Source organism: Agromyces litoreus, assembly GCF_040496015.1.
In the GTDB taxonomy this organism is placed as follows: Bacteria; Actinomycetota; Actinomycetes; order Actinomycetales; family Microbacteriaceae; genus Agromyces; species Agromyces litoreus.
On sequence record NZ_JBEPKA010000010.1, the window covers coordinates 83,934 to 108,792 of the forward strand.

Sequence of the window (24,859 nt, forward strand, 5' to 3'; positions counted from 1 at the left end):
GGCCGCGGCGCGCTCCGGAGTCGCCGCGTTGCGAAACTTACTTACTCGATAGTAAGTTAACCCCGCAATCACTCGACGCCGTCGTCATCCTTCGGGCAGGCACGGTGTCGTGCCCCCATACGAAGGAGAAGCAATGAGGCTCAGCACGTCCCTCGGCGCGATCGGCGTCGTCGCCGCACTCGCGCTCACCGGTTGCGCCGGCGCGAACACCGAAGACAGCACCCCGGCAGGCAGCGGCGCGGCGCTCACGATCGCCAAGCCCGACGGCGCGATCACGACCGAGTCGCACAACCCCTACCTCGGCGACTCGTCGGCCTCGAAGTACGGCTACGCCAAGGTCATCTTCGAGCCGCTCGCGCTCGTGAACCCGACGGGCGACCTGGGCACCACCCCGTGGCTCGCCGAGTCGGTCGAGTGGAACGAGGACTACACCGAGCTCACCGTCGTCCCCCGCAGCGGCGTGAAGTGGAGCGACGGCACCGAGTTCACCGGTGACGACATCGTCTTCACCTTCGACATGTACCTCAACGGCACGCTCGCCGACACCTCGGGCCTGAAGTACGAGGGCGCCACGGTCGACGGCGACGCGATCACCCTGAAGTTCGCCGACTCGAAGTACATCGCGCAGTCGCGCGTGCTGCACACCCCGATCGTGCCCAAGCACATCTGGGAGAACATCGCGGACCCGAACACCGACCCGCTCACCGACGAGGGCCTCGCCGTCGGCACCGGCCCCTACGTGCTCGACACCTGGTCGACCGAGTCGGTCACCCTCGCCGCGAACGAGGACTACTGGGGCGGCGAGCTCGCCGTTCCCACGCTGAACTACGTCTCCTACGGCGACAACGCCGCCCTCACCACCGCGCTCGTCTCGGGCGAGGCCGACTGGGCGCAGGCGTTCATCCCGCAGGTCGAGGACAGCTACCTGGCCGCCGACGAGGACAACCACTTCCTCGCCTCCCCCACGGCCGGCGCCGGCACGCTCTTCATGAACCTGCAGACGAAGCCGTTCGACGACCCCGCCCTGCGCGAGGCGCTGGCGTGGACGATCGACCGCGACGCCTACGTCGACATCGCCCGTGAGGGTGCGAGCTCGGCGATCTGGAGCGCGACCGGCCTCGGCGACCTGCTGTCCGACGAGATCCTGCCCGAGTACGAGGACGACGTGTACGAGGTCGACGTCGACAAGGCCAAGGGCATCCTCGAGGACGCCGGCTACACCTGGAAGGACGACAAGCTGGTCGACCCGGACGGCGAGGCCGTCTCGTTCTCCATCTCGGTCCCGGCCGGATGGAGCGACTGGAACACCGAGCAGGCGCTCATCGCCGAGGAGCTCGACTCCGCGCTCGGCATCGAGGTCAAGGTCGATCAGCCGGACTGGGGCGGCTGGGACGCCGCTCGCCAGGAGGGCACCTTCCAGGCGATCATCCACTGGCTCGAGGACACCGGCAACGCCTACGGCCTCTACACCTCGACGATGGACCAGAAGTGGATCGCCGACGACCGCGCGCAGTTCAACTTCGGCCGCTTCGACGACCCCGCCGTCACCGAGGCGCTGAACACCTACGCGAACGCGTCGTCCGACGCCGACCGTGAGGCCGCACTCGCCGTCATGCAGGAGGCGTTCGTCGAGAACGTGCCCGCGATCCCGCTCGGCTCGCACCCGCTGCTCGGCGAGTACAACACGCGCAACTACGTCGGCTTCCCGACCGAGGACGACCAGTACGCGTCGGCCGACCCGACCCAGCCCGGGATCGTCCAGATCCTGACGAAGCTGCAGCCGGCCGGCTGACCCGAATCGAGTGGGGGGGGGGGGCCCCCGGGCCCCCCCCCCCCGCCCGTCCCCAAGGCACACGGAAGGGAACACCCCCGATGAGCGACACCCTGCTCTCCGTCCACGACTTCTCGGTCGTGTACGACGTCGAGCCGCCCGTGGCAGCGGTCCGGAACGTCAGCCTCGACCTCCGTCGCGGTGAGATCCTCGGCCTCGCCGGCGAGAGCGGATGCGGCAAGACCACGCTCGCCTACGGCGTGCAGCGACTGCTCAAGGCGCCCGCCGTGATCACCAACGGCTCGGTCGTCTTCCACGACGCGTCGGGCGAGGCGATCGACGTCAACGCGCTCGACGCCGACGAGATGCGCCGCTTCCGCTGGGACAAGATCTCGATGGTGTTCCAGGGCGCGATGAACTCCCTGAACCCGGTCGCGACGATCGGATCGCAGCTGGAGGACGTCTTCGAGGTCCACCGCCCGTCCATGACGCGCCGCCAGCGGCGCGAGGCGGTCGTGGAGCTCCTCGAGATCGTCAAGGTCGGCGCCCAGCGCGCCCGCTCGTACCCGCACGAACTCTCGGGCGGCATGCGCCAGCGCGTGATGATCGCCATGGCCCTCGCGCTCCGCCCCCAGCTGATGGTCATGGACGAGCCGACCACCGCGCTCGACGTGCTCGTGCAGCGCGAGATCCTCAAGCAGATCTCGGCGCTCCGGCACGAGTTCGGCTTCTCGGTCGTCTTCATCACCCACGACCTCCCGCTGCTCCTCGAGATCAGCGACCGCATCGCGATCATGCGCGACGGCGAGATCGTCGAGCTCGACACCGCCGAGCGCATCTGGACCGACCCGCAGGACGACTACACGAAGAAGCTGCTCTCGTCCTTCCCACGCCTCACCGGAGAGAAGGGGATGGTGCTGCGATGAGCATCCTCGAGTTCGACGCCGTCACCAAGGTGTACGCGGTCCGCGGCGCCGGCCACATCACCGCGCTCGACGACGTGAGCTTCACGCTCGAGTCCGGCCAGACGATCGGCCTCGTCGGCCAGTCCGGCAGCGGCAAGTCGACGATCGCGAAGATCCTGACCCAGCTCGAGACGCCCACGAGCGGCGAGGTCCGACTCGACGGTACGCCGATCCCGCGCCGCGGCGCCGCGCTGCGGGCCTACCGCGGGCAGCTGCGGATGGTCTTCCAGGACCCGTTCGCGTCGCTGAACCCCTACCACTCCATCCGGTACCACCTCCAGCGCCCCCTGCACCTCGACCGCGTCGTGCCGAAGCACGAGGTCGACGACGAGGTGCGACGCCTGCTCGACCGGGTGCACCTCGACCCCGACGCCGTGATCGACCGGCGCCCCCACGAGCTCTCCGGCGGCCAGCGCCAGCGCGTCGCCATCGCCCGCGCCCTCGCCTCCCGGCCGAAGCTCCTCGTCGCCGACGAGCCGGTCTCGATGCTCGACGTCTCGATCCGCCTGGGCGTGCTGAACCTGCTCGCCGAGCTGCAGCGCGAGGAGGGCCTCGGCGTGCTGTACATCACGCACGACCTCGCGACCGCGCGGCACTTCAGCGACGAGATCCTCGTGCTCAACCAGGGCCGCGTCGTCGAACGCGGACCCGCGGACGACGTCATCCTCCGCCCCCAGAACCCGTACACGCAGGCGCTCCGAGCGGCATCCCCCGATCCCGAGGAGCACTTCGCATCCGCATCCGGCATCCTCGGAGGTGCACTGTGACCGCGACCCAGCCCCACGCCCCCACCGACGAGACGGGCACCGCGCCCGGCGCGGCGACCGCTGACGGCACCGCCGGCACCGGCCTGCCCGACGCCGTCGAGGCGGGCACGACCGCGACCCGCGTCACCGCCGGCCGCTCGCGCATCCCGTGGCGCTTCCTCGGCGGCCGCGCCCTGTTCTACCTGTTCACCCTGTGGGCCGCGATCACGATCAACTTCTTCCTGCCCCGCATGATGAAGGGCGACGCCGTCACGCAGTACCTCGCGCGCAATCGCAACGTCAGCCCTGAAGCGGCCGACGCGCTGCGCTCGCTCCTCGGCCTCGACACCGACAAGAGCCTCTGGCAGCAGTACCTCGACTACTGGGCGCTCCTGCTGCGCGGCGACCTCGGCGTCTCGCTGCTGCACGGCCTGCGGCCGGTGACCGAGGTCATCAGCCAGTCGCTGCCCTGGACCATCGGGCTGGTCGGCTTCGCGACGATCGTCTCGTTCGCGATCGGCACCATCGGCGGCGCGATCGTCGGATGGCGGCGCGGGAGCCGGCTCGACGCGATGATCCCGATCACGACGTTCCTCAGCACCATCCCGTACTTCTGGCTCGGACTGCTCGCGATCGCCCTGTTCTCGGTGAACCTCGGCTGGTTCCCGATCGGCAAGGCCTACGGCGTCGGCATCACGCCGGAGTGGTCGCCCGAGTTCATCGGGCAGGTCATCCACCACGGCACGCTGCCCGCGGCCACGATCATCATCGCCTCGCTCGGCGGCTGGATGCTCGGCATGCGCAACATGATGCTCACCGTCCTCGACGAGGACTACGTGATGGTCGCCGAGGCGAAGGGCATGCCCCGCGAGCGCGTGCTGTGGCGCTACGCGGCACGCAACGCCGTGCTCCCCCAGATCCAGAGCTTCGCGCTCTCGATCGGGTTCATCGTGGGCGGCACGATCGTGATGGAGATGGTCTTCAGCTACCCCGGCGTTGGCAAGCTGCTGCTGGATGCCACCAACGCCAAGGACTACGCGCTCATGCAGGGCGTCTTCCTCGTGATCACGCTCTCGGTGCTGCTGGCGAACCTCCTGGCCGACGTCGCCTACGCATTCCTCGACCCGCGCACCCGCCAGACGGAGGCCTGAGCCATGAACGCCATCCTGAACGACCGCACCACGGACCGCCCGGCGGGCGCGCCCGCCACGGCGACGATCCGCACCGCCGGTCAGCCGGGCGACGGCCCGACCCGCACGCGACCGACGTTCCGCTCGAAGCTGGGCTCGGCCTTCGCGATGTTCCGCAACCGCAAGTCGATCGCGGGGCTCTCGATCCTCGGGTTCTTCGTGCTCGTCGCGATCTTCGCCGACGTCCTGGCGCCGTACTCGCCGACCGGGGTCGACAACACGGCACGCTTCCAGCCGCCGTCGGCCGAGCACTGGCTCGGCACGACCCACATCGGCGAGGACGTGCTCAGCCAGGTCATCCACGGCACGCGCGGCGTGATCGTGGTCGGCTTCCTCGCGGCGATCATCGCGACGCTCATCGCCATCGTGGTCGGCGTGATGTCGGGCTACCTGCGCGGATGGCGCAGCGAGAGCCTGTCGGCCATGACGAACGTGTTCCTGGTGATCCCGGGCCTGCCGCTCATCATCATCGTCGCGTCGATGTTCGAGGACCCGCCGCTGTGGGTCGTCGCCGCCGTGCTCGGCCTCATCGGCTGGGCGTGGGGCGCGCGCGTGCTGCGCGCCCAGACGATGTCGCTGCGCAATCGCGACTTCATCCAGGCCGCACGCGCCAACGGCGAGCCGCTGCGCCGCATCATCACGGTCGAGATGCTGCCGAACCTGATGGCGCTGATCGCCGCGAGCTTCGTCGGCACGGTGACCGCTGCGATCCTCGCGCTCACGACGCTGTCGTACATCGGCGTGATCCCGGTCACGACCTACAACTGGGGCACCATCCTGAACTGGGCGAGCGCGCAGGGCGCGTTCCGCCAGAACCAGTGGTGGTGGTACCTGCCGCCGGGGCTCTGCATCGCGGCCATCGGCGTCGCCCTGTCGCTCATCAACTTCGGCATCGACGAGTACGTCAACCCGCGCCTGCGGTCCGCCGGCGAGCGCGCCCGCGCGATGAAGAAGAAGGGCATGAACGTCAACGACACCGTCACCGTCGTCCGCCCCGCACCCGCGGCCGCCGCCGCGCCCACCCGCTCGTCCGCGCCGGAGGAGAACTCATGACCACCGCCGATATCGTCACTCCCATGTACCTCGATTCGACGAGCCCCGTCGCCGACCGCATCGCCGACCTCCTCTCCCGCATGAGCGTCGAGGAGAAGGTCGGGCAGATGATGCAGCTCGACGCCCGAGAGGACCTCGAGGACCAGGTCCTCCGCCAGCACGTCGGGTCGATCCTGCACGCCTCGCCCGAGCGCATCGCGCGCGCCCACGACCTCGTCGAGCAGACGCGGCTGCGGATCCCCCTCCTCGTCGGGGAGGACTGCATTCACGGGCACTCGTTCTTCGAGGGCGCGACGATCTACCCCACCCAGCTCGGCATGGCCGCCTCGTGGGATGCCGACCTGCTCGAGCGCGTCGCCCGCGCGACCGCCGTCGAGGTCGCCGCCACGGGCGTGCACTGGACCTTCTCCCCCGTGCTCTGCATCGCGCGCGACCTCCGCTGGGGTCGCGTCGACGAGACGTTCGGCGAGGACCCGTTCCTCATCGGCGAGCTCGCCTCCGCGATGGTGCGCGGCTACCAGGGCGGCGGGCTGGACGACGACACCGCCGTCCTCGCCACCGCGAAGCACTTCGCCGGGTACTCCGAGACGCAGGGCGGCCGCGACGCGAGCGAGGCCGACCTCTCGCCGCGCAAGCTCCGCTCCTGGTTCCTCCCGCCCTTCGAGCGCGTCGCGAAGGAGGGGTGCCGCACCTTCATGCTCGGCTACCAGACCACCGACGGCGTGCCGATCACGGTCAACGACTGGCTCCTGAACGACGTCCTGCGCGGCGAGTGGGGCTACACGGGCACGCTCATCACCGACTGGGACAACGTCGGCCGCATGGTGTGGGAGCAGAAGGTCCAGCCCGACTACGCCCACGCCGCCGCGGCCGCGGTCAAGGCCGGCAACGACATGGTCATGACGACCCCCGGGTTCTTCCGCGGCGCCCTCGAGGCGATCGAGCGCGGGCTGCTCGCCGAGTCCGACCTCGACCGCGCGGTCTCGCGGATCCTGCTGCTGAAGTTCGAGTTCGGCCTCTTCGAGAACCCCCGGAAGCCCGACCTCGCCCGCATCGCCGACGTCGTCGGCGCCGCCGCGCACGCGACGCTCAACCTCGAGGCGGCCCGCCGATCGCTGGTGCTCCTGCGCAACGACGGGGCGCTGCCGCTCCTGCCCGGCCGGGACGCGGATGACGCGGGCCGCGCGATCTCCGACGGCACGCCGCGCCGCGTGGCCGTGATCGGCCCGCTCGCCGACGACGCCCAGACCCAGCTCGGCGACTGGGCCGGCTCGTCGGGCCAGGCGGACTGGCTGCCCGACGGCCACCCGCGCGAGATGATCACCACCGTCCTCGACGGGCTCCGCCGAACGGCCCCCGCCGACTGGACGGTCGAGCACGCCGAGGGCTCGCGCATCCTCACCCTCGAGCAGGACCCTGAGGGCGCGTTCTTCCCCGACGGCCAGCCCCGACCGCAGGTCGTCGTGCCCTGCGCCCCCGACGCGGAGCTCATCGCCGAGGCATCCGACGCCGCCCGACGCAGCGACCTCGCGGTCGTGGTCGTCGGCGACCGCATCGAGCTCGTCGGCGAGGGCCGCTCCACCGCGACCCTCAAGCTGGTCGGCGACCAGGTCGCGCTCCTCGACGCGGTCGCGGCGTCGGGCACGCCCTTCGTGGTCGTGCTGCTCGCCTCGAAGCCGCTCGTGCTCCCGCCGTCGGCGGAGCGCGCGTCGGCCCTCGTCTGGGCGGCCAGCCCCGGCATGGAGGGCGGCCGGGCGATCGCCGAGCTGCTGCTCGGACTCACCGAGCCGAGCGGACGCCTGCCGATCTCGTTCGCCCGCCACGCCGGCCAGCAGCCGACGTACTACAACCAGATCCGCGGCCAGCACGGAACCCGGTACGCCGACCTCACGCAGAGCCCGGCCCACGCCTTCGGCGAGGGCCTCACCTACACGACCGTGGAGTACGACGGCCTCCGGATCGAGGGCGACGTGCACGGCCCCGACGACACCGTGCGCGCGGAGGTCCGCGTCACGAACACCGGCCAGCGCCCGGCGCGCGAGGTGGTGCAGGCCTACGTGCGCGACGAGGTGACGTCGGTGAGCTGGGCCGACAAGGAGCTCAAGGCGTACCGCGTGGTCGACCTCGAGCCCGGCGAATCACGCGTCGTGTCGGTCGAGGTGGCCGTCGCGGACTGCACGATCGTCGACGCGCGCAGTGCGCGCGTGGTCGAGCCGGGCACGTTCGAACTGCTCGTCGGGCCGTCCTCGCGCGACGAGGTGCTGCTCGCGGCATCCTTCACCGTGGCGCCGGCGGCGCCGACCGAAGCCTTGCAGGGGTGACCCCTCGGGGACGGGTGGGCGCGGCGCTCACCCGTCCTCGAGGATCGCTGCGAGCCGTGCCGTGCACTCCGCCACGAACTCCGGGAACGTCTCCCAGTAGTACGGGATGCCGCTGATCGCGACCGCGATCGCCCACGCCCGGGCGCGCAGCCGGGTCGGTTCGTCGACCGGCATCGCCTCCCAGTAGGCGCGGCGGGCGGCCGCCGGGAGGTCCCAGACGGGCGCGTGCTCCGCGTCGGGCGCACCGACCGAGAGCGCGCCGAAGTCGATCACGGCGTGCAGTCGGCCGTCGCGGACGAGCAGGTTGCCCGGGCGGAGGTCGCCGTGCAGCCACACGTGCGGCGCCGACGAGTCGGGCAGCGCCAGCGCCTCCCTCCACCAGCGCTCGAGGCGGTCGAGGTCGAGCACCTCGCCGACCAGCGGCCGGGATGCCGCGAACGATGGCTCCACCCACTCCACGGGCTCGTGCAGGCTGCCGCCGCGGTACCAGCCGAGTTCCGCCGCACGCTCCGCGCCCATGAGGTCGGTGCCGTGCAGTTCACCGACGAACGCCGCCAGGTCGGCGCCGAAGCGTGCCTGGTCGTCGACCGTGCCGCCCGTGGGCGGCGCGCCCTCGATCCACCGGTACACCGACCACTCGACGGGGTACGCCTCCGTCGGCGACCCCACGTGCACGGGCTCGGGGATGCGCAGCGGCAGTGCGGGCGCGAGCCGCGGCATCCACTCGCGCTCCTTCCGCAGCGAGCGGACGCCGCCGGGCCGTCGCGGCATCCGCACGAGCAGGTCGTCGCCGAGGCGGAACATCAGGTTGTCGGTGCCCCCGCCCACGGGCGTCAGCGGCAGTTCCGCCCAGTCGGGGCGCTCGCGGCGCACCAGCGCGGCCGCGAGGTCGGCGTCGATGGGCAGCTCGTCGGGGTGCAGGAGCATCGGGCCAGTGTGGCAGCCCGGGACCAGCCTGCACCGGTCGTGAGCGGATGCGCGGCCCGAGCCGCGCGACCCGCCCGGTCCGTCAGGCCGGCAGCTCGATCATGTACGACACGATCTCGGTGATCCGGCCGTCGGCCGCGAAGTCGAACACGTCGCACGAGGCCACGATCGACACGTCGCCGTCGGCGTCGGTGTAGCGGGCGAGGGCGTCGACGACCACGCTGTCCTCCCCGACGACCGACCGGAACCGCTGGAACTCGGTCGTGACGTCGGCGAGCTCCTGGGCGGTGCGCTCGATCGCCTTGGTCACCGCCTTCCGGCCGACCAGTGGTCCGCCGCCGACGGAGGTCCAGATCACGTCGTCCGCGAGATGCGGCACGGCGACTTCGAATCGATGGCCCGAGAACGCTCGGGCGATCTGCTCGGTGGTCAGGTCGGTCATGGTCTGCATGCGGCTCGCTCCCCCGTGCGCGGCATCCCGCGCCATTGCGGTTGACGTGATCACCCTCACCCCGTCGCGCCCGTTCGTCAAGAGCACGTCGGTCGGATGGCGCGGGCGAGCCCGAAGACGTGGTGTGCCGTTCGAAGTCGGGTCGGTGACCGGGGGTTCACGCGCTGCCGACCCGCTCGAACCAGTCGAGCACGAGTTCGACGACCTCGTTCGGCGCATCGTCGGTGAGGAAGTGCGCCGCATCCTCGACGAACGCGAACTCGACGCGATCGGCGTGCGTCGTGAGGTCGCCGCAGAGACGACGGATCAGCGGCTCGTCCCACGGGTGGTCGAGCCGGCCGAACACGGCGAGGGTCGGCGGCTGCAGCCGCCGCCGCGAGTACGTGCCGCGTGCCAGGCCCGGTGTCTCGACGACGAGGTGGTCGAAGCCCGCGGCGTCGGGCAGCGTCGGCGTCCACGTCGAGGAGTCGGCGGTGACCTCGTGGTCGGCGTACGCGACCATGACACGCCCCCTCGCAACGGATTACCACGTTCATAGCTGAACTATGTTCATAGTCGGCCCGACGGGAGGGGGTGTCCATGCCCACCACGAAGGAGCGCGCGCTCGACGCCGCGGTCGACCTGCTCGGCACCGAGGGGGTCCGGGCGCTCACGCATGCGCGCGTCGACGATCGAGCGGGGCTGCCCGCCGGCTCGACGTCGAACTGGTTCCGCACCAGGCGAGCCCTGCTCGCCGGGATCATCGACTGGATGGCCGAGCACGAGCGCGCCGACTTCGCGCCGGACGTGCTCGCGGAGCCGACGCCCGCGACGATCGTCGAGGGGCTCTGCGCGCTGATCGAGTTCCAGTCCGGCCCGATGGCCGCCCGCACCCGGGCGCGGTACGCGCTCTTCCTCGAAGTCGCCGACGACGAGGAGCTGTTCGCGCCGCTGCATCACCAGCGCCTGGAGTTCGAGCGGTGGACCGATCGGCTCGTCGCCGACGCCGGGATCCCCGACCCGGTCCCCGCCGCCCGGACGCTCATGGCCCTCGGCGACGGGCTCCTGCTGCACCGCCTCACGATCGACCCCGACCTCGCCGTGCGCCCGGCGATCGAGCGCGCCGTGCGCTCACTCGCCGCGACCGCCTGAGTTCGAGCCCCGTGTCGGCGGCCGTGCCTAGGCTCGGCGCCATGGGCATCCTGCGCATGGACAACGTCGCGATCGTGGTCGACGACCTGGATGCGGCCGTCGCGTTCTTCGGCGAACTCGGTCTCGAGCTCGAGGGCCGGCAGCGGATCGAGGGCGCATTCGCCGACCAGACCGTGGGCCTCGACGGCGTGCGGAGCGAGATCGCGATGATGCGCACGCCCGACGGCCACGGACGCCTCGAGCTCACGAGGTACGACCGGCCAGAGGCATCCGCGCCGTCGCCGGCGGTGCCGCCGCCGAACACGCTCGGGCTGCACCGCGTGATGTTCGCCGTCGACGACCTCGACGCGACGCTCGCACGGCTCCGGCCGTTCGGGGCCGAGCCGCTGCGCGAGGTCGTGAACTACCAGGACGAGTACCGGCTCTGCTACCTCCGCGGCCCCGCCGGCATCATCGTCGCCCTGGCGGAGCAGGTCGGCTCGGCGCACCCGCCAGCGCAACCGGCCGACCCCGCGATAGCGTGACGCCATGGAATTCCTCCGCCACCTCGTCGTCCTCATCCACCTCATCGGCTTCGCGGTGCTCTTCGGCGCGTGGGTCGTCGAACTGTTCAACGGCAAGCGCGGCATCACCCGCCTGATGAACTGGGGCCTCCTCATCGCGGGCGTGGCCGGCCTCGCGCTCGCGGCGCCGTGGGGCATCGAGTACGACCTGAACTACGCCAAGATCGGGACGAAGCTCGTGATCCTGGTCGTCATCGGCGCGCTGCTCGGCATCGGCGCCGGGCGCCAGCGGAAGACCGGCGCGGTGCCGGCGGCGATCTTCTGGCTCATCGGCCTCCTGACGCTCGCCAACGCGGCGATCGCGGTGCTCTGGCGCTGATGCGCTGAGCCGGGCCGCGCGCACGGCCGCGCCCTACGCCCAGCCGAGTTCCCGCAACCGGGCGTCGTCGAGGCCGAAGTAGTGCCCGATCTCGTGCACGAGCGTGAGCCGGACCCTCGCCCGCAGCTCGTCGAGGTCGGCGCTGTGCTGCTGCAGCGTGTTCTTGTAGAGCGTGATCCGGTCGGGCAGTTCGCCGAGCCCGTAGACGCCGCGCGTGGTCAGCGGGTGCCCGCGGTACTGCCCGTAGAGCCGGGGTCGCTGCCCGGCCGGCTGGTCCTCGAACGAGATCGACACGTTCTCGAGCCCGCGCACCATGTCGTCGGGGAGCGCCTCGAACACCTCGCCGAGCATGCGGTCGAAGTCGTCGTCCGAGATCTCGACCATCCGTCCGCTCCGCTCCGCCGGATCAGCCCGTGGCGCCGCCGCGCTCGACCGCGACGATCCGGTGGTCCTCGGCGTGCGTGAGCTCGGTGCGCAGGAACCGGTCGTCGGTCGGCAGGTGGAGGTCGAAGCGCGCGAAGGCCGCGACGCGCAGTTCGCCCGCATCGACGGCGAGGTCGAGCACGTGCCCGCCGAGTGCGCGGTCGTCGCTGAGGAAGTGGAGGTGCAGCCCGGCGACGGCGATGCCCTGGTAGATCGCCGGCGTCCAGAACCCGACGAGCGTGCCGCGCACCTGCGTCGCGACGGTCTCCACCTGGTGGTCCGTCACCTCCTCGAGCGGTGGGAGCGGAGGTCGCTGCCGCGGCGTCACGCGCACGCGCACCTCGGACAGCACGCCGTCGAACCGCACCGCGTGGAACAGGTTGCGGCTCGCGAGCGCCTCGTCGACGGACGCCGCGAACCCGGCCAGGTCGAGCCCCGCCACCTCGGTGCCGGGGACGTCGGGGAACCGGCACAGGATGGCGAACGGCAGCGTCTCGTCGCGGCGCATCACGGCGGGCGGGCCGTCGAGGGTGCACTCGATCGCCTGCGCGTCGAAGATGACGACCTCCCCGCCGAGCGCCTCGAGGCAGCCGAGGCCGAAGTCGCCGACCTCGCAGGCGTCGCCGACGCGCAGGCCCGACTCGTACGCCCCGGCGAGCAGGGCGTCGAGCACCGCGAACTGCGTCACGGCGGCACCGGGGACCGGCTTCGAGGCCACGTCTGGAGCGTACTCCGGGCTCCGCCGTGCCGAGCCGTCCGCCCGCACGCCGCACGACGGCGGTTCGCCCTACGCTGAGCTGGTCCCGCCCCACGATCGCGGAAGGCACCCGATGCAGTTCGAGAACCTCGTCACCATCCGCCGCCCGCGGCCGGACGTCTTCGCCTACCTCGCCGACTTCGGGAACATCCCGCGCTGGAACCACGCGATCCGCGAGACCCACCTGCTCACCGAGCTGCCCGTGCGCGTCGGCAGCCGGTTCCGCCAGGTGCGCACCCTCCCGTCGGTCAGCGAGGAGGAGTTCGAGGTCACGGAGTTCGACCCCGACCGCCGCATCGCGGTCGAGGGCGTCATCGCCGGCTTCCGCGGTCGCGCGACGTACGTGCTCGACGGCGAGGGCGACACCACGACGCTGACGAACGCCGCCGAGCTGGCGGCATCCGGCGCCATGGGGTTCATGGTCTCCCTCGCCGCGCCGCGGGTGCGCGCCGCCGTCGCGGAGAACCTCGGCGTCCTCAAGGACCTGCTCGAGCGCGCCTGACCATGGCACGGCGTCCGGGCTCCGGCGGAAGAACCACGGCCTCGATCGCGTTGCGCCCATCATGAGAGCCATCGCGTACTCCACCACCGGTCCGTCGTCCGTGCTGCAGCTCGTCGAGCGCGACGTCCCGGGCCCCGGGCCGGGCGAGGTGCGCGTGCGCGTCGTCGTCTCGGGCGTGAACCCCACCGACTGGAAGGCGCGCGCGGGCGCCGCCGCGGGTCGGCCGACGCCGTTCCCCGAGGTCGTGCCGAACCAGGACGGCGCGGGCGTGGTGGACGCGATCGGCGACGACGTGGCCGGGGTCGAGGTCGGCGACCGGGTCTGGGTGTTCCTGGCCGCACACGAACGGCCGACGGGCACCGCGCAGGAGTTCGCCGTCCTGCCCGCGAGCCGGGTCGTACGCCTGCCGGACGGGGTGGGCTTCGACATCGGCGCCTCCCTCGGCGTGCCCGCGATGACCGCCCACCGGGCCCTCACCGTGCACGAGGGCGGTCCGTCGCGCCTGCAGCCGGGGTCGCTCGAGGGCCGGACCGTGCTCGTCGCCGGCGGGGCCGGAGCCGTCGGCCACGCCGCCATCCAGCTCGCCCGCTGGGCCGGAGCGCGCGTCATCACGACGATCAGCTCGCCCGAGAAGGCCGCCCTCGCGACCGCGGCCGGCGCCCACCACGTCGTGGACTACCGCGCCGAGGACGCGGCGGCCGCGATCCGCGCCGTCGCCCCCGACGGCGTCGACCAGGTCGTGGAGGTCTCCCCCGCGCGCAACGCCGCGCTGAACGCCGCGGTCATCGCCAACCACGGCTCCATCTCGGTGTACGCCACGGACGGCGGCGCCGAGCTGACGCTCGACGTGCGCCACCACTTCTCGCTCAACGCCCGCTACCAGTTCCTGCTGCTCTACACGGTCGGCGACGTCGCGCTCGCCGCCGCCGCGGAGGACGTCACCCGCGCGCTCGAGGACGGCGCGCTCCCCGTCGGCGAGGACGCCGGGCTGCCGCTCACGCGGTTCCCGCTCGAGCGCACGGCCGAGGCGCACGACGCGGTCGAGGCGGGCACCGTCGGGAAGGTGCTGATCGACGTGGCCTGAGGGGCGGCCACGCGACCTCGGCGCAGCGGATGCGGCGGCCTACGCGGCCGGGTCAGGATGGCAGATCCGCTGCCGCACCCACTCGGCGGCATCCGCCTGGGCCAGTCCCCCCGATCGCACGAGGCGCGCGAACTCGATCGCCTCCTCGCTGAGGCGCCCGTCGGCGGACTCGGGTCCGTCGCGCAGCACGTGCACGGTGAGCCAGCGCGTGACGGGTCCGCCGACGCGCGCGGCGACCGCGACCGTGCCCGCGAAGTGGCGCGCCTGGCCGTCGGTGTCGTCGTCGACGGCCGGGTGGAAGCCGCGGCCGCGGATGCGGTTGCGGCCGCCGGTCGCGGCATCCGTCAGCCAGAGCGGTCCGCGCCGCACGCCCGCGACCCGACCGAGCTCCTTGAGGAACCGGCGATCCGGGTAGCCGAGCCCGGCGAGGCGGTCGATCGAGTCGGCGAGCGCGGCGCAGGCATCCATCAGGTCAGGGTACGGCCGGCCGGTCCATCCATCGCGTTCGCAGTGGTTCCCGATACGCTCGTCGGGATCACCCGACCTGCTGGAGGCGTCGAGCACACCGTGCCCAACCCCGATCGTCCGAACCCGACCGCCACGCGCCACGATCCGGAACGCCCGTGATCGCCGCGCTGCTCCTCCTGCTCGCCGGCCTCGTGCTGACCGCGGCGATCATCGCCGCGAACGGCTACTTCGTGGCGCAGGAGTTCGCGTACATGTCGGTCGACCGGGCGCGCCTGCGCGCCGCGGCGGAGCAGGGCGACGCGACCGCCGAGCGCGCACTCGCCGTCACGCGCCGCACGTCGTTCATGCTCTCGGGCGCACAGCTCGGCATCACGGTGACGGGGCTCCTCGCGGGCTACGTGGCCGAACCGTTCATCGGCGAGTCGCTCGGCACGCTGCTCGGCCTCGCGGGCGTGCCGGCGGCGGTCGGCATCGCGATCGGCACGGTGTTCGCCCTGGCGCTGGCGACGGTCGCCCAGATGATCTTCGGCGAGCTCTTCCCGAAGAACCTCGCGATCGCGAACCCCGACCCGCTCGCCCGCGCGCTGGCCCGGTCGACGCAGGTGTACCTCGCCGTGTTCGGATGGCTCATCTCGTTCTTCGACGCGGCATCCAACGCCGTCCTCCGGCTCATCCGGGTCGAGCCCGTGCACGACGTCGACTCGAGCGCCACGGCCGAGGACCTCGAGCACATCATCGACGACTCCCGGGCGAGCGGCGACCTGCCTGAGGAGCTGTCCGTCCTGCTCGATCGCATCCTCGATTTCCCCAGGCACGACGTCGAGCACGCGATGGTGCCCCGCGTGCGGGTCGACGTCGTCGCGTCGGACGCCGCGATCGGCGACCTTCGGCGGGTCATGGCCAGCGGCCACACGCGCTACCCGGTCCTCGGCGACGGCGATGAGCCGATCGGCGTGGTGCACCTCGCCGACGTGATGCGCGCCGACCCCGGCGACCGCCGGCCCGTGCGGGAGATCATGCGCGAGCCGCTCGTCATCCCGACGCTGATGCCGTTGCCGGATGCCCTCGAGGAACTGACCAGCACCCGCAACGAGCTCGCGTGCGTCATCGACGAGTACGGCGGCTTCTCAGGCGTCGTCACGATCGAGGACCTGGCCGAGGAGCTGGTGGGCGAGATCGGCGACGAGCACGACGACGCGCCGGTCGCGGGGGCCGAACCCGAGGGCGACGGCACGTGGGTGATGGACGGCGACGTGCACCTCGACGAGGTGTCGCGCATGATCGACCACGACCTGCCGCGCGGCGACTACGAGACCATCGCCGGGCTCATCATCGCCGAGGGCCGCGGGCTGCCGGAGCTCGGCGAGATCGTCGAGGTCGAGCTGCCGGTGAGCGGGGCCGACCTCGCCGAGGACGAACCGGTCGCGCCGTGGATCCGCGTCGAGGTGGTCGAGATCGAGCGGCACGTGCCATCCGTGGTCAGGGTGTCGATCGTCGATGCGGAGGGTGAGCGATGAATCCGTGGGTCGTCATCCCCGTCACGATCGGGCTGATCGTGCTCAGTGCGTTCTTCGTGATCGTCGAGTTCGCGCTCATCGGCGCGCGCCGCCATCGACTCGAGCAGGATGCCGCGGGCAGCGCCTCCGCCAGGGCGGCGCTGCGCGGCATGAACGAGCTGACGGTCATGCTCGCCGGTGCGCAGCTCGGCATCACGGCGTCGACCTTCGCGCTCGGCGCGGTCACCAAGCCCGCGGTCGACGAGTGGCTCGGTCCGGTGTTCCGCGCGTGGGGTCTCCCGGAGTGGCTGGCCGGCGGCGCGGCGTTCGCGCTCGCGCTGCTCATCGTCACGTTCCTGCACCTCGTGATCGGCGAGATGGCGCCGAAGTCGTGGGCGATCGCGCACCCCGAGCTCGCGGCGAAGCTCATCGGACTGCCCTCGCGCGGCTTCATCCACCTGTTCCGGCCGTTCCTGCTGTGGGTGAACCGGATCGCGAACGCCCTCGTCGCCCGCACCGGCGTCGAGCCGGTCGACCGCGCCGCCGTCGGCGGGCGTGACGCCGACACCATCCGGAACCTCGTCGAGTACTCGACCCAGGTCGGCGCGCTGGAACCCGAGCTGCAGTCGCAGATCTCCGAGGTCATCGCGCTGCAGGAGCTCACGGTCGAGGCGATCACGACGCCGGATGCGACGCCGACGTCGGCCGACGCGGCGGCCACGGTGGCCGACGTGCAGGCCGCGGCGCTGGAGTCGGGCCACCTGCGGATCCTCCTCGCCGACGAACGGGGACGGATGGCGCGGGTGGTGCACGTGCGCGACACGCTGCTCGCCGACGGCGACGAACCGGCCGAGGCGTTCGCCCGCCCGGCGTTCCGCGTCGACGGCGACACCGCCGCCTACGAACTGCTGCGCCGCATGCGCGACGAGCGCGTGCAGCTGGCCGTGGTCGAGCGCGGCGAGGACCTGCTCGGCATCGTCACGCTCACCGACGTGGTGCAGCGCATCCTCCCGATCGCCGACGAGCTGCCCGCGAACGGCTGAAGGCGGATCGAGGGAAGGGGCTTTACCGCGCCGCCCCCGTGTGCAACGATCCGCTACGGAAGCCGGTTCGAGGGGGAACCGGCGGGAAGGCTGCAATGTCGAAGACAATCAGGCGCTTCGTGGGGGTCGCCGCCATCGCCGCACTCGCTGCGGCGGGAGTGGCCGCCGCACCGGCGTACGCCGCACCGAATCCGAACTCGGTGAAGAAGATCACGAAGGCCGTCAACGCCGCCGGGACACTCGAGCACCTGCAGGCGCTGCAGGACATCGCGGACGCCAACGGCGGCGACCGTGCCGCGGGCCGACCCGGCTACCTCGCATCGGTGGAGTACGTGGTCGGCGAACTCGAGGCGGCCGGGTACTCGCCCGAGGTCCAGGAGTTCGAGTTCGACTACAGCGAGGAGAACAGCGAGCTCATCAGGATCAGCCCGCTGCCCACGTCGTACGTCGAGGGCCGTGACTTCCTGCGGAACGGGTTCGATTCCGGGTCGCCGAAGGGCACCGCGACCGGCACGCTCGTCCCCGTCGACGTGAACATCCCGGCCGGGGCGCTGCCGCCGAACAGCAACACGAGCGGCTGCGAGCCCGGCGACTTCGCCGCGTTCCCGGTCGGGGCCATCGCCCTCCTGCAGCGCGGCAGCTGCAGCTTCGCCCTCAAGGCGCTCAACGCGCAGGCCGCCGGCGCGTCGGCGGTCATCATCATGAACGAGGGCCAGGACGGCCGCACCGGGCTGATCAGGATGATCGGCGACGCGACGGGCCTCACCATCCCGGCCATCTTCGCGACGTCGGCGACCGGCGAGGACCTGTACTCGACGTCGCCCGGCACGATCGTGACCGTGACGGTCGACTACGAGTCCGAGGTGCGCAGCGCGTACAACGTCATCGCGCAGACCTCCAGCGGCGACACCTCGAACGTCGTCATGGCGGGCGCCCACCTCGACAGCGTGCAGGACGGCGCCGGCATCCACGACAACGGCTCCGGCAGCGCAGCGCTGCTCGAGACCGCCATCCAGATGCAGAAGGTGAAGCCGAACAGCGCGGTCCGCTTCGCCTGGTGGGGCGCGGAGGAGGAGGGCCTGCTCGGGTCGGAGTACTACGTCGAGCAGCTCACCGAGGAGGAGGCCGCGGACATCGCGCTCTACCTCAACTTCGACATGATCGCCTCGCCGAACTACTTCTTCGGCATCTACGACGGCGACAACTCGAGCGGCACGGCACCGGACGGGTTCATCCCCGACGGCTCCGCCGAGATCGAGGACGTCTTCGAGGCGTTCTACGACAGCCGCGGCCTGCCGTACCAGGACACCGAGTTCTCGGGCCGCAGCGACTACGGTCCGTTCATCGCGATCGGCATCCCGGCCGGCGGCCTGTTCACCGGCGCCGAGGGCGTGAAGACCGCCGACGAGGCGATCCTCTACGGCGGCGTCCCGGGCGAGTCGTACGACCCGTGCTACCACGACCCGTGCGACAACCTGCGCGGCGACGGCCAGGACGTGGCGCTGTACGACGCCCTCCGCGCCGACTACGAGCTCGTCGGCAACGTCAACGTCGATGCGCTCGAGGTCAACGTGGATGCGGTGGCGACCGCGATCGTGACCTTCGCGTTCGACACCTCGTCGGTCAACGACCTTCGCGTGCCGGGCAAGTCGCACGGCGCGGGCAAGAGCGCCGACGCGTTCGCAGACCGGTTCCCGGGCTGACCTGACGACGTCGCGGCGGGTTCCCGAGACCGGGGGCCCGCCGCGACGTCGTGTCCGGCGCGCCGGGGAACCCGGGCGCGATGTGCGGATCAGCGGATGCGGAGCACCACACTCCCGCGCTTGCGGCCCGCGTCGACGTAGCGGTGCGCCTCGGCGACGTCGTCGAGGTCGTAGGTGCGATCGATCACCGGTCGAACGGCGCCCGCCTCGGCGAGCTCCGCGAGGCGCGCGAGCCCATCGGCGCCCATCGGCCCGCCGGCCTGGCTGACGAGGATGCCGCGACGGCGGGGCCGCAGCGCGGCGCCGACCATGCCGGCGAGGTCGGCGATCACGAGCAGGAGTGCGCCGCCGGGGCGGATCAGTCGGCCGACGCGGCGGAACGGCGCGTTGCCGACGCACTCGACGATGACGTCGTACCGCGGCGCGTCGCCCGGCGCCGGCGCCGCGAAGTCCTCGCGGGTGTGGTCGACGACCTCCGCGGCGCCGAGCGAGCGCACCAGCTCGGCGTTGCGTCCGCTCGTCACCGCGGTGACCCGCGCGCCGCGGCTCGCGGCGAGCTGCACGGCGGCGGTGCCGACGGCGCCGGATGCCCCGTTGACGAGCACGTCGCTGCCGGGGCCCACCTCGACGAGGTCGAGGTAGCGCAGCGCGGTGACGCCACCGAAGACGAGCGCCGCCGCCTCGTCGAACGACAGGGCCGCGGGCTTGCGTGCGACCTCGTCACGCTCGCGGACGGTCACGAACTCGGCGTGGCATCCGAACCGCGCCCCGCGCATCACGATCACCTCGTCGCCGGGCGCGTAGCGCGTGACGTCCGCCCCGACGGCCTCGACCACGCCGGCGCCCTCCATGCCGAGCACCTGGTGCCTCGGTCGACGGAACCCGATCGCTGGGCCGACCAGCAGCCCGAGCCCGCGTGGCACCTCGCGCGTGCGCAGGCGGTGGTCGGCGATGCTCACGGTCGAGGCGTGCACGCGGACGAGCAGCTCGCCGGCGGCGGGCTCGGGCCGGGGCCGATCGCCCACGCGGACGACCTCGGGCCCCCCGAACCGGTCGACGACGGCGGCTCGCATGGTGCGGGTCTGCGTGGTGGTCATGTTGACTCCCTTACCTTGTAAGTCTTACGGCGTAAGATACGCCTCGGACGCGCCCGCGTCCAGACCTCCGGGGTGAAATCTCGCGTTGTAAGGTGACCAGATGGGGACGACGCCGGCCGAACCGCGGACCACCACGCCGCGTACGCCGCTCACCCGCGATCGCGTGCTCGAAGCGGCGTCCGACCTGGCCGACCGCGAGGGTCTCGACGGGCTCACGATGCGCGCCCTCGCCGACGACCTCGGCGTCGAGGCGATGTCGATCTACTACCACCTGCCCAACAAGGACGCGATCCTCGACGGCGTCGTCGAACTGACCTTCACCGAGGTGGGAGCCGAGACGGCCGACGCCGCCTCCACCGGGTCGGGGGGAACGGATGCCGCGGGCTGGGCCGCATCCGTGCGCGAACGCATCCTCGGTGCGCGCCGGGTGCTGCTGCGGCATCCGTGGGCACCCGTGATCATCGACCGGCGGAAGTCGTTCTCCCCCGCGATGGTGCGCCACGTCGACGGCATCGTCGGCGTCATGCGCGACGCGGGGATGTCGCACGACCTCATCCACCACTCGCTGCACGCCATCGGCAACCGCATCTACGGGTACGTGCAGGAACTCTCCGACGACGGCGAGGCGCCGCCGCCCGGCCAGCTCGACCAGATGCGGTCGTTCGCGCCCCACCTCGCCGACATGCTCGCGGAGGTCGCGCACGTCGACCCGGATTCCACGCTCGGCTGGTGCGACGACCAGACCGAGTTCGAATTCGGCCTCGACCTGCTGCTCGAGGGCATCGAACGACGGCGCGCCGCGGAGGCCGCCGCGGGCCCGCCCCGACCAGGCCGGCGCGCCCCCGGCGCGACTACGCGGACCTGACGGGCTGTCGGAGCACCGTGCGGAGCTTCTCCGGCGCCGTGCGCCGGGCGTCGCTCAGGTACACCTCGTGGTGCGGCCCGTCGAACGTCAGCCCGTGCTCGGGCATCCACTCGTGGTGCAGTCGCGCGAGGGTCGGCGCCTCGGCGGCGTAGGGCCCCACGTGCAGGATCTGCGCCGACCGCCCTTCGTCGACGACGTCGAGGCGGAGGCGCTCGAGCGCCGGTCCGCCGCCCTTCGCGCGGGCGGCCGAGACCGCCGCGTCGATCGCCGCACGGTCGATCCAGTCGGGCTGGTGGATCAGCAGCGTCCACCGCCACGCCCCGCGATCGCCGGTCGTGAAGGCCGAGGGGTCGTCGGCCCACCAGAGGCCCTCCAGGGGCGCGACGACGAAATCCCGCCCCAGCACGCGCTTGCTCGCGAACTTCGCCGCGTAGGCGACCCCGAACAGCGCCTCCACCGCCTCACGGTAGGCGGGGGCGGTGTTCGGGTCCCCCTCGCCGTCGATGGCGAGGAACCGCATCGGGGGCACGTCCACCAGCACGAACTCCGTCGCCGACGGCGCGTACAGCTCGGGGTGGGCGCGCTTGACGTCGTACTTCGCGACCGGCCCGGTCATCGTGCCAGCTCCGCCTCGGCGTCGAGCCGCTCGAGCTTGTCGGGGTTCGCCACCGAGTAGATCCGGGTGACGCGGCCGTCCTCGATGGTGAGGCTCACCACCGCGGCGAGCGCACCGGCGACCTCGATGCGCATGGCGGGCGCCCCGTTGACGAGCGTGCGCGCGGCGACGGGCCGGAGGTCGTACCTCCGGAGCCCGCCCGCCAGGTAGGCCGCGATCTTCTCCGCGCCGACGACCGGGCGACGGGCCGCGCCGCGCACCTTGCCGCCGCCGTCGGCGATCGCGACGACATCGGGCGCGAGCACGTCCATGAGCGCCGGGGTCTTGTCCGCGGCGTCCGCGATCTCGTCGTACGGCAGGTCGAACACCTCCCGGAGCACGAACACCGCGCGCTCGGCCGGGCCGAGCGTCTCCAGCACCGTGAGCGTCGCGATCGACAGCGACTCGGCGAGCTCGACGTCATCCGCCACGTCCCGGCTCGTGAGCAGCGGCTCGGGCAGCCACTCGCCCACGTAGTCCTCGCGCCGACGCGACAGGGTGCGCAGGTGGTTCAGCGACTGGCGGGTCACGATCCGGACGAGGTACGCGCGCGGGTCCCGCACCTCGGCGCACTCGACATCGGACCACCGGAGCCACGACTCCTGGAGCACGTCCTCGGCGTCGGCCGCCGACCCGAGCAGCTCGTAGGCGACGGTGAACAGCAGGCCCCGGTGCGCGACGAACGGGTCGGCGACGGCGCCCTCCTGCGTGCCCATGCGCGCCACCCTACGCGGCACCCGCGACGGCGGCCCGCTCGGCGAGCGGCGCGAGCCCGCAGGCATCCGCGAAGTGCTCCGACCGGATGCCGAGTGCGATGTTGCCGCGCGCGGTCGCGTTCATCAGCCCGACCTTCGCGCTCAGCTCGACCATCGCGGCCGGTCCGAGTTCGGCGAGCAGGGCGTCCGACAGCTCGTCGGTCACGGCGACGGGCGTCGCGCACATCGCCTCGGCGTACTCCATCACGCGCCGTTCGAGCGGCGTGAAGGCGGATGAGTCGCGCCAGCGCGGCACCTCGCGCGCCGTCGCCTCGTCGAGTCCGCGGTCGTGGGCCAGGAAGCAGTGGAAGTCGAGGCAGAAGCTTCGCCGCCGTCCTGACGACGAGGCCGGCCGGGCCGGTGAGCTCGGCGGCGGGCACTCGGGTCGTGGTGGTGGTGGTGGTCATCTCTCCTCCAGGTCTCGGAACGGGTCCTGACATGGAGACACCGACCGCTGCCGGGGCGTGACATCCACGACCTCCGCCGCCGCGCCACCCGACGGGCCGGTCCGCCACCCGACGGGCCGGTCCGCCACCCGACGGGCCGGTCAAGGGCTGGCCCGGCCCGACGCCCGAGCGTACGTTGGAGGCAGAACGAGGAGGTTCGCGTGAGCACCACCCGAGAGTCCGCCGTATCCCCCGTCTCACAGGTCGACGAGCAGGAATCCCGCGCCGTCGCCGAGGCCGCCCGCGAGCAGGAGTGGCGCAGGCCCAGCTTCGCCAAGGGCCTCTACCTCGGACAGTTCGACCTGTCCCTCATCCATCCGCACCCGAGACCCGACGCCGAGCGGCGCGAGCGCGGCGAGGCGTTCCTCGCCGACCTCGAGGCGTTCCTCGCCACGGTCGACGTGGCGCGCATCGAACGCGAGTCGCGCATCCCCGACGACGTCTTCCAGGGACTCGCCGCCCTCGGCGCGTTCGGCATGAAGATCCCCGTCGAATACGGCGGACTCGGCCTCGGCCAGATCTACTACAACCACGCCCTGACGATGATCGGCTCCGTCAACGCGAGCATCGGGGCCCTGCTCTCCGCGCACCAGTCGGTCGGCGTGCCCGAACCGCTCATGCTCGCGGGCACCGAGGAGCAGAAGCGCCGGTGGCTGCCGCGCTGCGCGGCCGGCGCGATCAGCGCCTTCCTGCTCACCGAGCCCGAGGTGGGCTCCGACCCGGCGCGGCTGCAGGCCACCGCCGTGCCGTCCGAGGACGGCAGCGAGTACGTGCTCGACGGCACGAAGCTCTGGACCACGAACGGCGTCGTCGCCGAACTGCTCGTCGTCATGGCGCGCGTCCCGAAGTCGGACGGGCACCGCGGCGGCATCAGCGCGTTCATCGTCGAGGCCGACGCGCCGGGCATCACGGTGCACCGGCGGAACGCCTTCATGGGGTTGCACGGCATCGAGAACGGGCTGACGTCCCTCTCGGGCGTGCGCGTCCCGGCCGAGAACCTGGTCGGCCGCGAGGGCGAGGGCCTGAAGATCGCGCTCACGACGCTGAACGCCGGGCGGCTCGCCATCCCCGCGATCTGCGCCGGTGCCGGCAAGTGGAGCCTGAAGATCGCGCGCGAGTGGTCGAAGGCGCGCGTGCAGTGGGGCCACCCGGTCGGCGAGCACGCGGCCGTCGCGCACAAGGTCGCGTTCATCGCGGCGACGACGTTCGCGCTCGAGGCCGTCGTCGACCTGTCGGGCATGCTCGCCGACGAGGACCGCAAGGACATCCGCATCGAGGCCGCGCTCGCGAAGCTGTGGGCCTCCGAGATGGGATGGCGCATCGCCGACGAGCTCGTGCAGATCCGCGGCGGTCGCGGATTCGAGTCCGCCGCATCCCTCCGCGCCCGCGGCGAGCGCGCCGTCGGCGCCGAGCAGCTGCTGCGCGACCTGCGCATCAACCGCATCTTCGAGGGCTCCACCGAGATCATGCACCTCCTCATCGCACGCGAGGCCGTCGATGCGCACCTCACCGCGGCGGGCGACCTGATCGAGCCCCACCTCGACCTCGCCCAGCGGCTCAAGGCCGCCGCGTCGGCCGGCGGCTTCTACGCCAAGTGGCTGCCGCAGCTCGTGGCCGGCGCCGGCGACTTCCCGACCTCGTACGACGAGTTCGGCGCCCTCGCGACGCACCTGCGGTACGTCGAGCGCACGAGTCGCAAGCTCGCGCGGGCGACCTTCTACGGGATGGCCCGCTGGCAGGGCGGCCTCGAGCGCAAGCAGGGCTTCCTCGCCCGCGTCGTCGACATCGGCGCCGAGCTGTTCGCCGTGTCGGCCGCCTGCGTCCGGGCTGCCATGATCGAGGCCGACACCCCGGAGCACGGCAAGTCCGCGTACCAGCTCGCGGACACGTTCGCCGAGCAGTCCCGCCACCGCACCGAGCGGATGCTCGACGAGCTGTGGCACAACACGGATGCCGCGGACGAGCGCCTCGCCGCCCACGTCCTCGACGGCGACTACGCCTGGCTCGAGGAGGGCATCCTCGACCCCAGCGAGGGCACCGGCCCGTGGATCGCCGAGGGCATCCCGTCGGACGCGACGGAGGACGTGCACCGCAGCGTCATCCCGTCGACGAAGGAGGGCTAGCCCGA

25 protein-coding genes and 1 pseudogene are annotated in these 24,859 nt (G+C 72.1%); 16 read left to right on the plus strand and 10 right to left on the minus strand.

The window, feature by feature from the left end; genetic code table 11:
• The first annotated feature begins 133 nt into the window (after window positions 1-133).
• From ABME01_RS09395 to ABME01_RS09420, 6 genes are all read left to right on the plus strand, one after another.
• Entirely contained in the window at window positions 134-1,792 is a 1,659-nt protein-coding gene (locus ABME01_RS09395) for an ABC transporter substrate-binding protein (protein WP_353828136.1), read from the plus strand.
• Window positions 1,793-1,872: 80 nt separating this feature from the next.
• Entirely contained in the window at window positions 1,873-2,697 is an 825-nt protein-coding gene (locus ABME01_RS09400) for an ABC transporter ATP-binding protein (RefSeq protein ID WP_353828137.1), read from the plus strand.
• Entirely contained in the window at window positions 2,694-3,503 is an 810-nt protein-coding gene (locus ABME01_RS09405; protein WP_353828138.1) for an ABC transporter ATP-binding protein, read from the plus strand. Before ABME01_RS09400 ends, ABME01_RS09405 begins: the two co-directional genes overlap by 4 nt.
• Window positions 3,504-3,646: 143 nt before the next feature.
• Window positions 3,647-4,633, plus strand: coding sequence for an ABC transporter permease (locus ABME01_RS09410; RefSeq protein WP_353828188.1), 987 nt, complete (start codon window positions 3,647-3,649; stop codon window positions 4,631-4,633).
• A 3-nt stretch (window positions 4,634-4,636) separates the two neighbouring features.
• Window positions 4,637-5,725, plus strand: coding sequence for an ABC transporter permease (locus tag ABME01_RS09415; RefSeq protein ID WP_353828139.1), 1,089 nt, complete (start codon window positions 4,637-4,639; stop codon window positions 5,723-5,725).
• Complete coding sequence (locus ABME01_RS09420) at window positions 5,722-8,046, plus strand: exo-beta-d-1,3/1,6-glucosidase (RefSeq protein ID WP_353828140.1); 2,325 nt, start codon at window positions 5,722-5,724, stop codon at window positions 8,044-8,046. The genes ABME01_RS09415 and ABME01_RS09420 overlap by 4 nt, the downstream gene beginning before the upstream one ends.
• A gap of 27 nt (window positions 8,047-8,073) precedes the next feature.
• Here ABME01_RS09420 and ABME01_RS09425 read toward each other — a convergent pair whose 3' ends face one another.
• The 3 genes from ABME01_RS09425 to ABME01_RS09435 all read right to left on the minus strand — a co-directional run bounded on the left by ABME01_RS09425 (window position 8,074) and on the right by ABME01_RS09435 (window position 9,926).
• Window positions 8,074-8,973, minus strand: coding sequence for an aminoglycoside phosphotransferase family protein (locus ABME01_RS09425; RefSeq protein ID WP_353828141.1), 900 nt, complete (start codon window positions 8,971-8,973; stop codon window positions 8,074-8,076).
• A gap of 82 nt (window positions 8,974-9,055) precedes the next feature.
• On the minus strand, window positions 9,056-9,424 hold the full coding sequence (locus ABME01_RS09430) for a nuclear transport factor 2 family protein (protein WP_353828142.1): 369 nt from the start codon (window positions 9,422-9,424) through the stop codon (window positions 9,056-9,058).
• Between the two features lie 157 nt (window positions 9,425-9,581).
• A complete protein-coding gene (locus tag ABME01_RS09435; RefSeq protein WP_353828144.1) occupies window positions 9,582-9,926 on the minus strand; it encodes an alpha/beta fold hydrolase in 345 nt (114 codons plus the stop codon).
• Window positions 9,927-10,003: 77 nt separating this feature from the next.
• On the opposite strand from ABME01_RS09435, the gene ABME01_RS09440 reads away from it, so the two are divergent.
• From ABME01_RS09440 to ABME01_RS09450, 3 genes are read left to right on the plus strand one after another with little or no spacing between them, the layout of a single operon-like run.
• The gene (locus tag ABME01_RS09440; RefSeq protein ID WP_353828145.1) at window positions 10,004-10,555 is read left to right on the plus strand and encodes a TetR/AcrR family transcriptional regulator; all 552 of its coding nucleotides are present in this window, start codon (window positions 10,004-10,006) and stop codon (window positions 10,553-10,555) included.
• Between the two features lie 41 nt (window positions 10,556-10,596).
• Window positions 10,597-11,079, plus strand: a complete 483-nt coding sequence (locus ABME01_RS09445; RefSeq protein ID WP_353828146.1) for a VOC family protein — start codon at window positions 10,597-10,599, stop codon at window positions 11,077-11,079.
• 4 nt (window positions 11,080-11,083) lie between these two features.
• Window positions 11,084-11,437: a Fe-S protein gene (locus ABME01_RS09450; RefSeq protein WP_353828147.1), complete on the plus strand. Its 354-nt coding sequence runs from the start codon at window positions 11,084-11,086 to the stop codon at window positions 11,435-11,437.
• Between the two features lie 33 nt (window positions 11,438-11,470).
• On the opposite strand, the gene ABME01_RS09455 is transcribed toward ABME01_RS09450, so the two are convergent.
• Window positions 11,471-11,821, minus strand: coding sequence for a metallopeptidase family protein (locus ABME01_RS09455; protein ID WP_353828148.1), 351 nt, complete (start codon window positions 11,819-11,821; stop codon window positions 11,471-11,473).
• 22 nt (window positions 11,822-11,843) lie between these two features.
• Entirely contained in the window at window positions 11,844-12,578 is a 735-nt protein-coding gene (gene budA, locus ABME01_RS09460) for an acetolactate decarboxylase (protein WP_353828149.1), read from the minus strand.
• 112 nt (window positions 12,579-12,690) lie between these two features.
• Between budA and ABME01_RS09465 the strand changes: the two genes are divergently transcribed.
• The gene (locus ABME01_RS09465; RefSeq protein WP_353828150.1) at window positions 12,691-13,119 is read left to right on the plus strand and encodes an SRPBCC family protein; all 429 of its coding nucleotides are present in this window, start codon (window positions 12,691-12,693) and stop codon (window positions 13,117-13,119) included.
• 61 nt (window positions 13,120-13,180) lie between these two features.
• Window positions 13,181-14,203 carry an NADPH:quinone reductase gene (locus ABME01_RS09470; protein ID WP_353828151.1) on the plus strand — a complete coding sequence of 341 codons (1,023 nt, stop codon included), beginning with the start codon at window positions 13,181-13,183 and terminating at the stop codon, window positions 14,201-14,203.
• Window positions 14,204-14,242: 39 nt separating this feature from the next.
• On the opposite strand, the gene ABME01_RS09475 is transcribed toward ABME01_RS09470, so the two are convergent.
• Complete coding sequence (locus tag ABME01_RS09475; RefSeq protein WP_353828152.1) at window positions 14,243-14,671, minus strand: hypothetical protein; 429 nt, start codon at window positions 14,669-14,671, stop codon at window positions 14,243-14,245.
• A gap of 155 nt (window positions 14,672-14,826) precedes the next feature.
• Between ABME01_RS09475 and ABME01_RS09480 the strand changes: the two genes are divergently transcribed.
• From ABME01_RS09480 to ABME01_RS09490, 3 genes are all read left to right on the plus strand, one after another.
• Complete coding sequence (locus ABME01_RS09480; protein WP_353828153.1) at window positions 14,827-16,188, plus strand: hemolysin family protein; 1,362 nt, start codon at window positions 14,827-14,829, stop codon at window positions 16,186-16,188.
• Entirely contained in the window at window positions 16,185-17,210 is a 1,026-nt protein-coding gene (locus ABME01_RS09485) for a CNNM domain-containing protein (RefSeq protein ID WP_353828154.1), read from the plus strand. The genes ABME01_RS09480 and ABME01_RS09485 overlap by 4 nt, the downstream gene beginning before the upstream one ends.
• A 95-nt stretch (window positions 17,211-17,305) precedes the next feature.
• Window positions 17,306-18,913, plus strand: a complete 1,608-nt coding sequence (locus tag ABME01_RS09490; RefSeq protein WP_353828155.1) for a M28 family peptidase — start codon at window positions 17,306-17,308, stop codon at window positions 18,911-18,913.
• 89 nt (window positions 18,914-19,002) lie between these two features.
• On the opposite strand, the gene ABME01_RS09495 is transcribed toward ABME01_RS09490, so the two are convergent.
• Window positions 19,003-20,010 carry an NAD(P)-dependent alcohol dehydrogenase gene (locus ABME01_RS09495; protein WP_353828156.1) on the minus strand — a complete coding sequence of 336 codons (1,008 nt, stop codon included), beginning with the start codon at window positions 20,008-20,010 and terminating at the stop codon, window positions 19,003-19,005.
• A gap of 100 nt (window positions 20,011-20,110) precedes the next feature.
• On the opposite strand from ABME01_RS09495, the gene ABME01_RS09500 reads away from it, so the two are divergent.
• A complete protein-coding gene (locus ABME01_RS09500) occupies window positions 20,111-20,875 on the plus strand; it encodes a TetR/AcrR family transcriptional regulator (RefSeq protein ID WP_353828157.1) in 765 nt (254 codons plus the stop codon).
• On the opposite strand, the gene ABME01_RS09505 is transcribed toward ABME01_RS09500, so the two are convergent.
• The 3 genes and pseudogenes from ABME01_RS09505 to ABME01_RS09515 form a co-directional block, all read right to left on the minus strand.
• Entirely contained in the window at window positions 20,862-21,491 is a 630-nt protein-coding gene (locus ABME01_RS09505) for a GyrI-like domain-containing protein (RefSeq protein WP_353828158.1), read from the minus strand. The genes ABME01_RS09500 and ABME01_RS09505 overlap by 14 nt on opposite strands.
• Complete coding sequence (locus ABME01_RS09510; protein WP_353828159.1) at window positions 21,488-22,246, minus strand: sigma-70 family RNA polymerase sigma factor; 759 nt, start codon at window positions 22,244-22,246, stop codon at window positions 21,488-21,490. Before ABME01_RS09510 ends, ABME01_RS09505 begins: the two co-directional genes overlap by 4 nt.
• 10 nt (window positions 22,247-22,256) lie before the next feature.
• Window positions 22,257-22,607 (minus strand): annotated as a pseudogene (locus tag ABME01_RS09515) (carboxymuconolactone decarboxylase family protein); the annotation flags it as partial.
• Between the two features lie 285 nt (window positions 22,608-22,892).
• Between ABME01_RS09515 and ABME01_RS09520 the strand changes: the two are divergent.
• Window positions 22,893-24,854: an acyl-CoA dehydrogenase family protein gene (locus tag ABME01_RS09520; RefSeq protein ID WP_353828160.1), complete on the plus strand. Its 1,962-nt coding sequence runs from the start codon at window positions 22,893-22,895 to the stop codon at window positions 24,852-24,854.
• Window positions 24,855-24,859 lie beyond the last annotated feature (5 nt).